Origin of the sequence: Chitinophaga caeni (assembly GCF_002557795.1) — a bacterium.
Taxonomy (GTDB): Bacteria; Bacteroidota; Bacteroidia; order Chitinophagales; family Chitinophagaceae; genus Chitinophaga; species Chitinophaga caeni.
Genome location: NZ_CP023777.1, coordinates 2991181 through 3004691 on the forward strand (window position 1 = coordinate 2991181; position 13511 = coordinate 3004691).

12 protein-coding genes are annotated in these 13511 nt (G+C 44.0%); 9 read left to right on the plus strand and 3 right to left on the minus strand.

Going from position 1 to position 13511, the window contains the following annotated elements:
* Window positions 1–31: 31 nt before the first annotated feature.
* A complete protein-coding gene (locus tag COR50_RS22450) occupies window positions 32–217 on the minus strand; it encodes a hypothetical protein (protein WP_098194323.1) in 186 nt (61 codons plus the stop codon).
* Window positions 218–558: 341 nt separating this feature from the next.
* Between COR50_RS22450 and recQ the strand changes: the two genes are divergently transcribed.
* The 3 genes from recQ (at window position 559) to COR50_RS12645 (ending at window position 4510) form a co-directional block, all read left to right on the plus strand.
* Window positions 559–2787, plus strand: coding sequence for a DNA helicase RecQ (gene recQ / locus COR50_RS12635; RefSeq protein ID WP_098196214.1), 2229 nt, complete (start codon window positions 559–561; stop codon window positions 2785–2787).
* 174 nt (window positions 2788–2961) lie between these two features.
* A complete protein-coding gene (locus tag COR50_RS12640; protein WP_098194324.1) occupies window positions 2962–3984 on the plus strand; it encodes a sugar phosphate isomerase/epimerase family protein in 1023 nt (340 codons plus the stop codon).
* A 178-nt stretch (window positions 3985–4162) separates the two neighbouring features.
* Window positions 4163–4510 carry a hypothetical protein gene (locus COR50_RS12645; protein ID WP_098194325.1) on the plus strand — a complete coding sequence of 116 codons (348 nt, stop codon included), beginning with the start codon at window positions 4163–4165 and terminating at the stop codon, window positions 4508–4510.
* A gap of 138 nt (window positions 4511–4648) precedes the next feature.
* On the opposite strand, the gene COR50_RS12650 is transcribed toward COR50_RS12645, so the two are convergent.
* On the minus strand, window positions 4649–5476 hold the full coding sequence (locus tag COR50_RS12650) for a FecR family protein (RefSeq protein WP_098194326.1): 828 nt from the start codon (window positions 5474–5476) through the stop codon (window positions 4649–4651).
* Window positions 5477–5703: 227 nt separating this feature from the next.
* On the opposite strand from COR50_RS12650, the gene COR50_RS12655 reads away from it, so the two are divergent.
* The 3 genes from COR50_RS12655 to COR50_RS12665 all read left to right on the plus strand — a co-directional run bounded on the left by COR50_RS12655 (window position 5704) and on the right by COR50_RS12665 (window position 8363).
* Window positions 5704–6885, plus strand: coding sequence for a proline dehydrogenase family protein (locus COR50_RS12655; protein ID WP_098194327.1), 1182 nt, complete (start codon window positions 5704–5706; stop codon window positions 6883–6885).
* 140 nt (window positions 6886–7025) lie between these two features.
* A complete protein-coding gene (locus COR50_RS12660; RefSeq protein WP_098196215.1) occupies window positions 7026–7820 on the plus strand; it encodes a thymidylate synthase in 795 nt (264 codons plus the stop codon).
* Window positions 7821–7853: 33 nt separating this feature from the next.
* Entirely contained in the window at window positions 7854–8363 is a 510-nt protein-coding gene (locus COR50_RS12665; RefSeq protein ID WP_098194328.1) for a dihydrofolate reductase, read from the plus strand.
* Here COR50_RS12665 and dnaG read toward each other — a convergent pair.
* Window positions 8356–10305, minus strand: a complete 1950-nt coding sequence (gene dnaG, locus COR50_RS12670; RefSeq protein ID WP_098194329.1) for a DNA primase — start codon at window positions 10303–10305, stop codon at window positions 8356–8358. The genes COR50_RS12665 and dnaG overlap by 8 nt on opposite strands.
* A 200-nt stretch (window positions 10306–10505) precedes the next feature.
* Between dnaG and COR50_RS12675 the strand changes: the two genes are divergently transcribed.
* The 3 genes from COR50_RS12675 (at window position 10506) to COR50_RS12685 (ending at window position 13504) form a co-directional block, all read left to right on the plus strand.
* On the plus strand, window positions 10506–11678 hold the full coding sequence (locus COR50_RS12675) for an acetyl-CoA C-acyltransferase (RefSeq protein WP_098194330.1): 1173 nt from the start codon (window positions 10506–10508) through the stop codon (window positions 11676–11678).
* A gap of 212 nt (window positions 11679–11890) precedes the next feature.
* On the plus strand, window positions 11891–12874 hold the full coding sequence (locus tag COR50_RS12680; protein WP_098194331.1) for a pyruvate dehydrogenase complex E1 component subunit beta: 984 nt from the start codon (window positions 11891–11893) through the stop codon (window positions 12872–12874).
* Window positions 12875–12943: 69 nt separating this feature from the next.
* On the plus strand, window positions 12944–13504 hold the full coding sequence (locus COR50_RS12685) for a hypothetical protein (RefSeq protein ID WP_098194332.1): 561 nt from the start codon (window positions 12944–12946) through the stop codon (window positions 13502–13504).
* Window positions 13505–13511 lie beyond the last annotated feature (7 nt).

Genomic DNA, 13511 nt, shown 5'->3' on the forward strand with positions numbered 1-13511 from the left:
TATTAACAAGAATATCAACAATCTATTTGAATTATAATTGCCCGGCTAATTTTTCAGTGGAGAAATTATAACCGCCCTCAACAGTTATATTAAATGTCCTCCTGTTCATTTCTTGCAGTTTTTTGCTTGCCCAAAAAAAGGGCACAAATTGGCCATCAGGGCCGTCAATTTGATCGCTCGATTTAGCTTCTCTACTGCTGTAGGGCTTCGCTATCATCGGTGCGAAGTTTCATCCTTTTCTTGGCGGGTTAGCCGGGATTTTATATATCTTCCTTCGCTTATATCCTTGACCAGGTAATGAATTCAAGTACATTTAATGCAATTTTATTCGCACAACATTGTATTTGAATATATAAACGTATGTATATATATAATGTATAATTTGAAGAAATAGTTTTTTATAACGCGTTAAAAACTTATAAAAGAATACCTGGTATAAAGTTATAAACGGGCTTACAACAATATTAGGTTCCGGTTGAGAAATTCGGTACAGCCAAGTTTCTTGGTTGTACTATATTTGTCCATCTTAACGAAGAGGAAAGATGTACTATGCAGGATATGTTAACATTACTGAAGCAGCACTTCGGTTACACGGAGTTTAGGCACAATCAAAGGGCGATCATAGAAAATATAATGGCCGGCGAAGATACCGTGGTACTGATGCCAACCGGTGGAGGTAAATCTATTTGTTACCAACTCCCGGCATTAGCGCTGAAAGGTGTTACCATAGTGGTGTCGCCGTTAATTGCATTAATGAAAGACCAGGTGGATGCACTCTTGCAAAACGGTATCGAAGCAGCTTACCTGAATAGTACTTTGAATACAAGGGAACAACATTTTGTTTATAATCAGCTCCGCGATGGACATATCAAGTTGCTGTACGTGGCACCCGAAAGATTAATCGGTGGCGATGGTAAATTCTTGGAATATTTATCAGGTTGCAATATTTCCTTGATCGCGATAGATGAAGCGCATTGTATCAGCCAATGGGGGCATGATTTTCGACCGGAATACTTGGCATTGGGACAATTAAAAACACAGTTTCCGGGAGTTCCTATCATTGCATTAACTGCAACAGCGGATCAATTAACCCGCAAGGACATCATCGAGAAGTTGGCACTGAAGCGTTACAAGTTGTTTGAAAACTCTTTTAACCGGCCCAATATCAACTATTATGTACGCCCTAAAAAACAATACTTTTCGCACCTCGTACCGTATTTAAAATCTAAGGGTGATGATTCCGGTATCATTTATTGCCTTTCAAGGGCTAGCACCGAAACCTTGGCGGATGATTTGCGGGCGGAAGGAATTGCCGCGGAAGCATATCATGCAGGTTTAAACCGCCAGGTTCGAGAAGAAAGGCAGGAAAGGTTTTTAAAGGATGATATCAGGATAATGGTAGCCACCATCGCTTTCGGTATGGGTATCAATAAAAGTAATGTACGTTTCGTAGTGCATGTGGATCTTCCGAAAAATATTGAAGGCTATTACCAGGAAACGGGCCGTGCGGGCCGCGATGGTTTGCCCAGCGAAGCTTTATTGTATTATAGCGCCGGGGATGTGTTCAAGCTGAAGAACATGACCACGATCGACGGTAACAGGGCGCAGAGTGACATCATGCTCAAGAAGCTGGACCAGATGGCCGGGCTCTGTGAAACGCGCGTGTGCCGCAGGAAATATTTATTGAATTATTTCGATGAAGAGGCGCCGGAATATTGTGGTAAATGCGATCGTTGTTTGCAGAAGGATTTAAAAGTGGAAGGGACGATTCCCGTTCAGAAATTACTGAGCGCTGTTTTCCGCTTGCAAGGGCGCTTCGGTATCAATTACGTGATTGATTTTTTACGGGGAAGTAGCACGGTTAAGCACGAACATAGCGCTATCAAGACTTTCGGTATCGGTAAGGAATACAATAAAAAAGAATGGAGGGAGATCATCAGGGAGGTATTACACCAAGGCTACCTGCAACAATCGCAGGGAGAATACCCGGTGTTGATGTTGACGCCTGCCAGCGAAGAAGTATTATTCAAAAATGCTAAAGTTATGTTGGCCTGCTTGGCAGAGTTCGCATTATATAAAAAATCAAGGAAGGAAATACCGGCTGCAAGTACGGGGAAAGTTCAAGCCGGCATCGGAACATTGCCCGGCAGTACCTGGGTGGAACCATCGCAGATCGTTCCTTTACACCAGGAATTATTGCAATCCCTGAAAGCATTGAGAAAAGAGTTCGCGGTAAAAGAAAACGTACCCCCGTACCTCGTTTTCTCGGATGCAACCTTGCAGGAGTTAGCCACGTTTTTGCCATTAACATCAAGCCATATTGCCCAGATCAGCGGCTTTGGTGAACATAAGCTCGCCAAGTACGGGGATGCTTTCTTAGAAGAAGTCCAGGATTATTGCCTGAAAAATCATTTGTCTACCCAGGTACACGCCAAAGCAGGGAAGGAGCCCCCTGCAACTAAACGCAAATCATCGCAAGGGCCGAATGCCAGTACACAGCAAAGCTGGCAAATGTTTAACGACGGGCACCGGGTAGCCCGCATTGCGCAAGAAAGGGGAATTACAGAATCTACTGTTTATAATCACCTCGGGAATTATGTACGCAGCGGCGAATTGGATGTTAACCAAATCATGCCGCCTATGAAAGTACGGGATGCGTTGAACTTGTTACAAACAAAAGGGATGTTGCCATTAAAAAGTATGCGCGATGCTTTGGGTAACCAATATTCTTACGATGAATTGAAATTGGTGCAGCTACATTTTTTGTGGTTACAGGAGCAATATTGATGTTAGAAGCTTTCTTCTACATTTTCCGGGAGCCGGCTGCATACGCGTTACGATACTTCCTATAAATTTTTAAATATTACGGGCGGGATGAAAATTTCTTTAAAAAACTCCTGATTAATTGTATATTGGTATATAGAAATTTCCACGTTTTTATCATCGCATAAAATTTTATCAATGACCACTAACAACAATCGTAGGGCATTTTTGCGTCAAATGGGATTATTTGCCGCGGGAGCTACTCTTGTCCCTACAGTATTTGCTGCATGCAATTCAGGAAATAAAACTAGTAACGGAACGGACTCTACCGGCCAGGATGCTACCGCCGGCGCCAAGGAGTTATTCTTCAAAATTTCATTGGCAGAATGGTCTTTCCACAAGTCCTTATTTGATGGTAAGATGACGAACCTCGATTTTCCGGTGAAAGCCAAAAAAGATTTTGATATCAGCGCGGTGGAGTATGTTAATCAATTTTTCAAAGACAAAGCTAAAGACCAGCAGTATTTAGCCGAATTGAAAAAACGTGCCGATGATAATGGCGTTACCAACGTATTAATCATGATCGATGGCGAAGGAAACCTCGGTGATGCGGATGCTAAAGCCCGTGTTAAAGCGGTAGAAAACCACTATCAATGGGTGGAAGCCGCCAAGTATTTAGGATGCCACGCCATCCGCGTAAATGCTGCCGGTGAAGGTTCGGCTGATGAAGTATCTAAATCCGTAATCGAATCGCTGACCACCTTGGGAACGTTCGGTAAAGATCATGGCATCAATGTTATCGTAGAAAACCACGGTGGCTATTCATCAAATGGTAAATGGTTAGCCAATGTTATGAAGCAGGTTAATATGCCGAATGTGGGTACCTTGCCCGATTTCGGTAACTTCTGTATCGAAAGAACGAAGCCTACTGCCAATACGCCCGAAGCATGGGCAGCGACCAAGTGCTTGGAAGAGTATGATCGCTACCAAGGTGTTACCGAATTGATGCCTTATGCTAAAGGTGTTAGCGGGAAAACACATGAATTTGATGCGAACGGTAACTGTATTGAAACGGACTATTCCCGCATGTTGAAGATCGTGAAAGATGCAGGGTACACCGGTTATATAGACATCGAGTTTGAAGGTTCAGGCGTGTCGGAAGATGAAGGTGTACGTTTGACGAAGGAGTTGTTGATCCGCGCGGGAAGTGCACTGTCCTAATCGTATAATTTGTTTGAGATAATTATTGCTCCCCGGTCATACATTTGACCGGGGATTTTTTTGAAATTATGATCAGCCTTTCATGTTAGGGTAAAAGCTTTCAACACCGATGGAAATTACAAGAATAAGTACGAACTTTAAGATGTCCTCGATTGTTTAACATTCAAAACTCGTATCAATGGAACCAAAAGGAATGACCACATTATTAGGCGTATTGGAAGTATTAAAGGAGCGGGGCTATGACAAGGAATATAAACCGGTTCCCGGCGGACACCTCGAATGTTTAGCTAACGGCAATAAGTACGATCCTAAGAATTTACATATTATTAAGACATACCGTTTTGAAGGAGATTCGAATCCCTCTGATGCCGCGATCCTATATTTAATCGAAAATGAAAAAGAGGAGATCGGTTATCTCATTAATGCTTACGGGGCGTACAGTGATTTTGATGGGGATGATTTTGACGAGATGATCCGTAACATGCCGATCGAAGATCGCGAAGAACATTTGATTTTCAAAGAGTAATAAAAACGGCAATGCCGGTAGGATTGAACTACCGGCATTGCCGAATGGATATGGTAAGTTTTAAATAAAAAATAACAATAATAACTATGGCTCTTCAAATATAAGTGATCTATTGCTCCGTAACAAGAGCGCCGCGAATTAAAATTTCAAGACAACCTTATTGCCCTTAATTTTGAAATCGAAATCCAGTTTATCACCCAAAGCAGTCATAACTTCTTGTAAACCAGCATTTTTAAATTGTGCGTTGACCTTCGTTCCCGGATCGTAATTCCCCCTTACTTCGATTTGTATTCCGTACCAATCCTCCAACTTACGCAGTGCTACAGGCAAAGAGACATCCTGTAACTCCAGGTTTTGCGTCAACCAGTCATCCATCTCCTTAACCTCGTAATGTTCTGTTTCCATCAGGTCGATCTGTTTATTAGCCAAGATCATATCTCCCGGGCCTAAGGTCGCAGGCTCATTATCGGTGGAAGAATGGTAAGATTTAACTACCCTCAGCTTCCCGGAACGGACATATAATGTAGCGCCCGGTTGGCTTTCCATCGAACGGATCTTAAATGAGGTCCCCAGCGTAGTGGCGGTTAGTTTATCGGTTTTCACGACAAAAGGCCGCTCGTTTTCTTCTACGACGTTGAAGTAGGCTTCCCCGTTCAGGATCACCTGCCTAGACTTGCTGAAAGATTCGGGCACGTATAAACGGGAAGTGGAATTTAAAGTTACTTCCGTACCATCGGCCAGCACCACTTTCTTGCGATGGGCGCACTGGCTTTCATATGATTCGTAATGCTCGTTCTTGTCGAGCAAACTGGAAGAGTTGCTTGCCGGCATCCTGGGGTAGTATAACGCGATGGCTACGACTAACACTAAGAATGCTAATACGTAAGCATTTCTTTGCCATTTGTTCTTCTTTTTTCTCCGCAGCCAATTTTTCTTTGATACAGGTTGTTGATGTTCTTCTCCCATGGATAGTTTCACAGTTTTAATAACGTAAACCTAAAATTGCAATTTTTTTTAAGGATGTACAAATGATGAATTGCAATCTTTTCGCCGCATTGTTGTAATTTTTTTAATAAATAGTTGTGATGGTTGGATGACATTTAATTTCCTCCTAAGCTACTGAATATTAATCGTTCCGCCATCTTCTCCCGGGATTTTGTTAATGATTTTGGACTGCACTATCTTTGCGTGCCATGAATAAGCAGCTATCATTATCTTTCGAGGATACCGCTATAGCTTTCGAAAGCAAGTCGGACAAGGCTTTAAAAAAAGCCAATTTCCTGTTTAGTAATATCGGGAAACCCTGGCTTGTAAAGCTGGGAGGTATTATGACTCCCATAGCATTAAAATTGCATCTCCCGATCAGGGGGATAATTAAAAACACCATTTTCGAACAGTTTTGCGGCGGAGAAACCCTGGATGAGGCTGCTGCAACGGCCCGCCAACTGGATAAATACCATGTAGGGGTTGTATTAGACTACGGTGTGGAAGCGATGGAAGGGGAGGAGAATTACGATGCTGCCGTTCCGGAATTTATTAGGGCCATCCAATATGCTGCGTCACAACCAAATATCCCCTATATCAGCATAAAAATAACCGGTTTTGCCAACGTGGAACTACTGGAAAAACTCGATGCAAAGCAAGCGCTCTCCGGTGCCGAAATTGCCGAGTTTGAAAGGGTGCGCCAACGCATACTCGCTATTTGCGACGCTGCCGCCAAACACCATGTGGCCGTTTTGGTTGATGCCGAAGAATCTTGGATTCAACAGCCGGTAGATGATTTGACCGATGAAATGATGTCCTTGTTCAATAAGCAGGAAGTGATCGTTTATAATACTTTCCAAATGTACCGCCATGATCGCCTGGCGTTTTTGGAAGCATCGTACCGGAAAGCGAAATCCGCCGGCTACGTTTTAGGGGCCAAGCTAGTAAGGGGCGCATACATGGAAAAGGAGCGTAAGCGTGCCGAAGAGATGGGCTACCCTTCACCGATCCAACCTAGCAAGGATGCGACCGATCGGGATTATGACAAGGCGGTCATGTTTTGCCTCGATCACCTGGACGAGATCGCCGTTTTTATCGGTACACATAATGAAAATAGTTGCATGTTGGCCGCCCGTTTGTTGCATGAAAAAGGCTACGATCACCAGCATCCGCATGTGAGTTTTTCCCAATTATACGGTATGAGTGATAATATTTCATTTAACCTGGCACATGCGGGTTACAAGGTCTCTAAATATTTACCCTACGGTCCCGTGAGGGATGTTTTGCCTTATTTATTAAGACGGGCGCAGGAAAATACCTCGATGTCGGGGCAAATGGGGCGCGAATTGAAATTGATCCGCGAGGAAATGAAACGCCGCGGTATAAGATAATGACCTGTTTACCTTAAAATTGAACAGGAAAGGCCGCCATGATGTTTTATCTTGGCGGTGCGTTTTATTTTTTACCAACCCATGTTATAGAAGATGCCCGTTTCTATTATTTTTGCTTAAATTCATTAACCTTTCACCCGATGCAACAATACTTACAACTACTGCAACACATTATTGATAACGGTTCCAAGAAAAGCGACCGTACCGGGACGGGAACAACCAGCTGCTTCGGTTACCAAATGCGGTTTAATCTACAGGATGGTTTCCCCATGGTAACGACCAAGAAATTACATCTTAAATCGATCATCTATGAATTGTTGTGGTTTTTGAAAGGAGATACCAATATCGCTTACCTGAAAGAGCATGGTGTGAAGATATGGGACGAATGGGCTGATGAAAACGGTGACCTGGGGCCTGTATATGGCAAACAGTGGAGAAGCTGGGAAGCTAGTGATGGCAGGGTGATTGACCAGGTCAGCGATGTGGTTGAACAAATTAAAAACAACCCGCATTCCCGCCGCCTGATCGTCAACGCTTGGAACGTAGGTGATCTTCCCAAGATGGCTTTAAGTCCCTGTCATTGTATGTTCCAGTTTAACGTGGCCGATGGTAAGTTGGATTGCCAATTATACCAACGCAGCGCCGATGTGTTTTTGGGCGTGCCGTTTAATATCGCGTCTTATGCTTTGTTGACCTTGATGATCGCGCAGGTATGCGATCTTGAGCCGGGTGAATTTATACATACCTTCGGGGATGTTCATTTGTATAATAATCATATAGAGCAGGCGGCATTACAATTAACCCGCGAACCTTTACCATTGCCAACGATGAAGCTAAACCCGGCTGTAAAGAATATTTTCGATTTTAAATTCGAAGATTTCACGCTGGAAAATTATCAGTCGCACCCGCACATTAAAGCCCCGGTAGCTGTGTAATGAATGTGAATGAACCCGTAAAAATTATAAATCATGATCGTTTCTATCATCGTGGCTGCATCCGAAAATAACGTGATCGGTAAAAATAATGACTTGCCCTGGCGTTTACCGGCAGACTTGAAATATTTTAAGAATACGACCTGGGGGATGCCCGTAATCATGGGAAGAAAAACCTATGATTCCCTGGGAAAACCTTTACCCGGCAGGCAAAATATCGTGATCACCCGCCAGGAAGATTGGAAGGCGGAAGGGGTGCAGGTAACCAACTCCATAGAAAATGCCCTGTCCTTGGCACGCGCATGGGATGTGAATGAAGCTTTTATAACCGGTGGATCGGAAATTTTTAAACAAGCTTTGCCGATCACTGATCGCGTTTATTTAACCCGTGTAAAAGCGATCGTTGATGGGGATGCATATTTTCCTGAACTACCAACCGGTGAATGGGAGTTGAGCCGCGGCGAGTTACATGAGGCCGATGAAAAGAATCCTTATGAGTACGAATTCCAAGTGTGGGAGCGTAAAAATGGATTTTTAACTACCTGAAGATAACCGTACCTAAATTTTGTACGAGTTCCCGTTCAATTTGTTTTAGGTGCTGATGTAGCTCCATGCATTTTAGCAAGGCGTCAGCATCTTCATTTTTTTGAGATAACTCCATCTCTGACTGGTTTTCTTGCATCAGCTTGCGGATTTTCCGCAGTACGAGGTAGTTGGTAGTAGAAAGGGTATCTTTCAAGTAAGCATCATCGCCACAAACGGTATCGATCTCGAAACGATCTTTCCAGTTTTGGCTAAGTTCCGCTTCTTTATCTTCTAAAATTAAAGCAGTATGCTGCGCGATCTCTTGATCGGAATGGTATAAAAACCATTTCTTATCCGGGATATTCCCTTCATCGTACACCTTTTTATATTCCCTCAGAATTTTTTTAACGATTTCGCTATCAGCCAGCGACTCAAAATCGTAAGGTAGGTTGAAAACATAATCGGCTACCGTGTTGCGGTCTTCTTCGCTGAAACTTCTATCACCGAACCGCAATAATATTTTAACGAGTTCCCTTTCCTGTTTCTCATCGGAGTTAAATAACAGGGCATCAGCTACCGCTTCGTCCTTTAGTTCTTCATCTACGGGGGCTTCCGGCTCTTTAGTTTTAAATTGGGATTCTATTTTGCTGATGCGTTCGCGGATGAATTTATTGACCAGTTGAACCAAACCCTGCTCATCAATTTTGAGTAGCTGGCTGCATTGACGGATGTAATCCTGCTGCTTGGTGAAATCCTCGACCTTATCAATTTTTGAAATCGTTTCCGCGATTTCATTAACGAGCTGTGCCTTTTTTTGTGTATCATTCCCGGCATCTTGCAAGGAAGTATGAAGCTTGAAGAGGATAAAGTCCTGCTTATTTTCGGCAATAAATTCCCGGAATGCATCGGCCCCGATTTTCCTGACATAACTATCCGGATCTTCTTTATCCGGAAACAGCACCAACCTTACGTTCAAACCTTCCTCCACGGCCATATCTAAGCCCCTCAACGCGGCTTTAACACCGGCGCTATCACCATCGTATAAAATGGTGAGGTTGTTAGTATATTTCCTGATTAAGCGTAATTGGTCCTGCGTTAATGAAGTACCGCTGCTGGCCACCACGTTTTCAACCCCGGCTTGATGTAAAGAAACAACATCGGTATAACCTTCCACCAGTAAGCACTCATCTTGCCGATCGATCGCGTGCCGTGCAAAGTAGGTGCCGTATAACACGCGGCTCTTGATATAAATCTCGTTTTCAGGGGAGTTGATGTACTTTGGGGCACGATCGTGCTTCCCTAAAATACGCGCCCCGAAACCGAGTATCTTGCCCGATTGGTTATGGATAGGGAAGATGACCCTGCCCCGGTAATTATCTGCCGGTTGCTCGTTACGGATGGTTACCAAGCCTGTTTTCTGCAAATATTCCAGGTTGTAACCCTTTGCAAGGGCAGTATGAACGAAGGTATCCCGGGTGTTTAAGCAATACCCGAGCTGGAATTTCCGGATCGTTTCCTCGGTAAAGCCCCTCTCTTCGAAATAACTCAAACCCACGCTTTGACCTTCCTCGGAATTAAATAAGGTTTCCTGGAAATAATCCCGCGCGTAATTATTTATAATGAAAAGGCTGTCTGCTAATTGTTGCTTCTCCTTTATTTCCGGGCTAACTTCGGTTTCTTCCAGTTCAACATTATACTTCTGCGCCAACCACCGGATGGCTTCAACATAAGAATATTTCTCATGCTCCATCAGGAAATTGATCGCGTTGCCGCTTTTGCCACAACCGAAACATTTATAGATCTCCTTGCTGGGAGATACGGTAAACGAAGGCGTTTTTTCGTTATGGAAAGGGCATAAGCCAAGGTAATTCGCTCCCCTTTTTTTCAGGCGAACGAAGGAACCGACGATCTCAACGACATCAATCCGGCTTAGTATCTGTTGTATGGACTCTTGCTTAATCAAAATGATTAGGTGTAACGTGCAAACTTAAGGAAAATTGACCGAATGCTGCATTCCTAATTCGATCATCTCAAATGATTGTTACAAAACATTGAATAAAATTTACCATTCCAAGCATATTTATAAGTATCGGCTATTTCCCGGTAGAAACGCTCTTTGGGGCTACATTTTCCCTAAATTTGGTTGCTTCAAAATTAAAAGAAATGAAAGAGGTTTATATCGTATCGACAGCCCGTACCCCCATCGGGAGTTTAAATGGGGGCTTAGCACCGCTGCAAGCAACGCAATTGGGCGCATTGGTAATGAAAGCCGCCTTGGAAAGAGCCAAACTAGATCCTGCATCGGTGCAGGAAGTGTATATGGGAAACGTGTTAAGCGCTAACCTGGGGCAAGCCCCGGCTAATCAAGCCAGCATATATGCAGGGATCCCTACGAATGTACCCTGTACTACTGTTAATAAAGTATGCGCCTCCGGCATGAAAGCGATAATGCTGGGTGCACAAAGTATCATGTTAGGGGATAACGATATCGTCGTCGCGGGGGGTATGGAAAGTATGAGTAACACGCCTTATTACCTGGATAAAGCTAGGAATGGTTACCGCCTCGGCCATGGTACCGTAATCGATGGTATTATCCGCGATGGATTGTGGGATCCGTATAAAGATTACCATATGGGAAATGCCGCGGAAGTTTGCGCGAAAGAGTATAAAATTTCCCGCGAAGACCAGGATAATTACGCTATCGAAAGCTACAAACGTGCAGCGCAAGCCTGGGAAAAAGGCTGGTTTAACAACGAGGTGATTCCAGTAGAAGTGCCGGGAAAAGCGCCCGTTACCGTAGCTGAAGATGAAGATTTCAAGAAAGTGAAATTTGAAAAGATACCAAGTTTGAAGCCTAGTTTTCAGAAAGATGGTACAATTACGGCTGCCAACGCTTCCAATATTAACGATGGAGCGGCGGCTGTAGTGCTTATGAGCGGGGAAAAGGTAAAGGAACTAGGCGTAAAACCATTGGCAAAGATCATCAGCTTTGCCGATGCATCCCAGGATCCGGAATGGTTTACTACCAGCCCAGTGAAAGCGGTTAACAATGCCTTGAAGAAAGCCAAACTCGAAGTTTCCGATATGGATTTTGCCGAGATCAACGAAGCATTCTCCTGCGTTCCTATTGCGAATGAACGGGACTTAGGCATGGATCCTGCTAAAGTGAACGTTTGGGGTGGGGCAGTAGCTATCGGCCACCCGATCGGCTGTAGCGGCGCCAGGATTTTAATCACGTTGAATTCTATCCTGCATGCCAATAATGCCAAGTATGGCGTTGCCGGGATTTGCAACGGCGGCGGCGGCGCTAGCGCGATGATCATCGAGCGGGTATAAATTCATTCAAAAAATTAAAATATTTTAGGCACGGATGCTGAAAGTCTTTACCAGGAGTAAGGGAAGCATCCGTGCTTTCATTTTATGATAGTTTCCAGGCAAACAATCCCCTTGCTTTCTCCTTTTTCCTTTGGATTTTCGCGAACAAACGATATTTTTGCCAAGCCTTTTGAAGGAAAGGTGATTAACGTTCAAACTTTATTTAGAGTAAAATGCGTCAAATAGCTTTTAGACAAGCCTTAAGAGAAGCCCTGCAAGAGGAAATGCGTCGCGATGAAAACGTATTCCTGATGGGAGAAGAAGTGGCAGAATACAACGGAGCCTATAAAGTAAGCCAGGGAATGCTGGAAGAATTCGGGGAACGTAGGGTTATTGATACCCCGATCGCGGAACTCGGTTTCGCTGCTATCGGTGTAGGTGCTGCTCAAAACGGGTTACGCCCGGTAGTAGAATTTATGACTTGGAACTTTGCTGTTTTAGCACTCGACCAAATATTAAATACCGCTTCTAAAATGCTGGCAATGAGCGGCGGCCAGGTTGGTTGCCCGATAGTTTTCCGCGGGCCTAACGGCTCCGCAGGTCAATTGGGCGCTCAACACTCTACTGCATTCGAAAGTTATTATGCAAATATTCCCGGTATCAAGGTGATTTCTGTTTCTAACCCTTACGATGCCAAGGGTTTATTGAAATCCGCTATCAGGGATGATGACCCGGTAATTTTTATGGAAAGTGAAGTGATGTACGGTGAAATGGGCGAAGTGCCGGAAGAAGAGTACATTATTCCGATCGGTAAAGCAGATATCAAACGTGCAGGTAAAGATGTAACGATCGTTTCCTTCAATAAAATGATGAAAGTTGCCTTGGATGCAGCTGAAGAATTAGCCAAGGAAGGTATCGAAGCAGAAGTGATCGATTTACGCACCATCCGCCCGTTGGATTGGTTTACCATCCTGGAATCTGTAAAGAAAACAAACCGCTTGGTGATCGTCGAAGAACAATGGCCGTTCGCGAGCATTTCTTCCGAGATCTCTTACCGTATCCAGAAAGAAGGTTTCGATTACCTCGATGCCCCGATCCGCCGTATCACCGCTGCTGACGCACCGATGCACTATGCGCCGAACCTGGTGAAGTTATATCTTCCCGATGTTGAGCGTACCGTGAAATTGGTGAAGGAAGTGATGTACATGAAAAAGTAATTTCCTGTAAATTTATCATATCAAACGTCCCGTACCTTTAAAAAGGCGGGACGTTTTTATTTGGTTAACATGCATCAACATCTACACGGTTTACCAGAATATGATACCCGGTTCGAAGGGATCATGGGGTTGGAAATAGCCAGGCTTTTCCTCGTCGTTTACCCACCTTTCGGGGAACCGGATTGGGCACAACTGGATATTTCTTTCGGATTCGTTTTCCGGATCAACCCCGAACGGCTCATTGTAATTGCCACGGATGAAAGGGACCACTGGTCGCCCTGTATCTTCCCAGAGCCATTGCCGGGAAAAATATTCGATTGGAATGAATACAAACCGAGAATGCTCTCATGGATGGAATCCAAAATGCAAGACCAGTTCGGCTTCGAATATTTCGAGATAACAAGTGATCCGCTGTTTGCTAATATTAGCGGGCAAACAATTAAAAAGGTTGAATATGTAAAATTAAAGGGGAGGGAACCTTTCGGGGTGAAGATTTCTTTCGATAATGATTTTATCCTATCAACCGCCATCGCGGATGGGAATACCGTGGAGACGCGCGAGTTTAACCACCAGGGCAACCTTGCCCATTTCGAACGCCTCGGGATCATTTATTATGAACCTGTAATCTAAAAATATA

Excerpts from the sequence above, each read along its gene's own strand:
- COR50_RS22450 (WP_098194323.1), bottom strand. The coding sequence starts at position 217 with ATGATAGCGAAGCCCTACAGCAGTAGAGAAGCTAAATCGAGCGATCAA.
- recQ (WP_098196214.1), top strand. The coding sequence starts at position 559 with ATGTTAACATTACTGAAGCAGCACTTCGGTTACACGGAGTTTAGGCAC.
- COR50_RS12640 (WP_098194324.1), top strand. The coding sequence starts at position 2,962 with ATGACCACTAACAACAATCGTAGGGCATTTTTGCGTCAAATGGGATTA.
- COR50_RS12645 (WP_098194325.1), top strand. The coding sequence starts at position 4,163 with ATGGAACCAAAAGGAATGACCACATTATTAGGCGTATTGGAAGTATTA.
- COR50_RS12650 (WP_098194326.1), bottom strand. The coding sequence starts at position 5,476 with ATGGGAGAAGAACATCAACAACCTGTATCAAAGAAAAATTGGCTGCGG.
- COR50_RS12655 (WP_098194327.1), top strand. The coding sequence starts at position 5,704 with ATGAATAAGCAGCTATCATTATCTTTCGAGGATACCGCTATAGCTTTC.
- COR50_RS12660 (WP_098196215.1), top strand. The coding sequence starts at position 7,026 with ATGCAACAATACTTACAACTACTGCAACACATTATTGATAACGGTTCC.
- COR50_RS12665 (WP_098194328.1), top strand. The coding sequence starts at position 7,854 with ATGATCGTTTCTATCATCGTGGCTGCATCCGAAAATAACGTGATCGGT.
- COR50_RS12675 (WP_098194330.1), top strand. The coding sequence starts at position 10,506 with ATGAAAGAGGTTTATATCGTATCGACAGCCCGTACCCCCATCGGGAGT.
- COR50_RS12680 (WP_098194331.1), top strand. The coding sequence starts at position 11,891 with ATGCGTCAAATAGCTTTTAGACAAGCCTTAAGAGAAGCCCTGCAAGAG.
- COR50_RS12685 (WP_098194332.1), top strand. The coding sequence starts at position 12,944 with ATGCATCAACATCTACACGGTTTACCAGAATATGATACCCGGTTCGAA.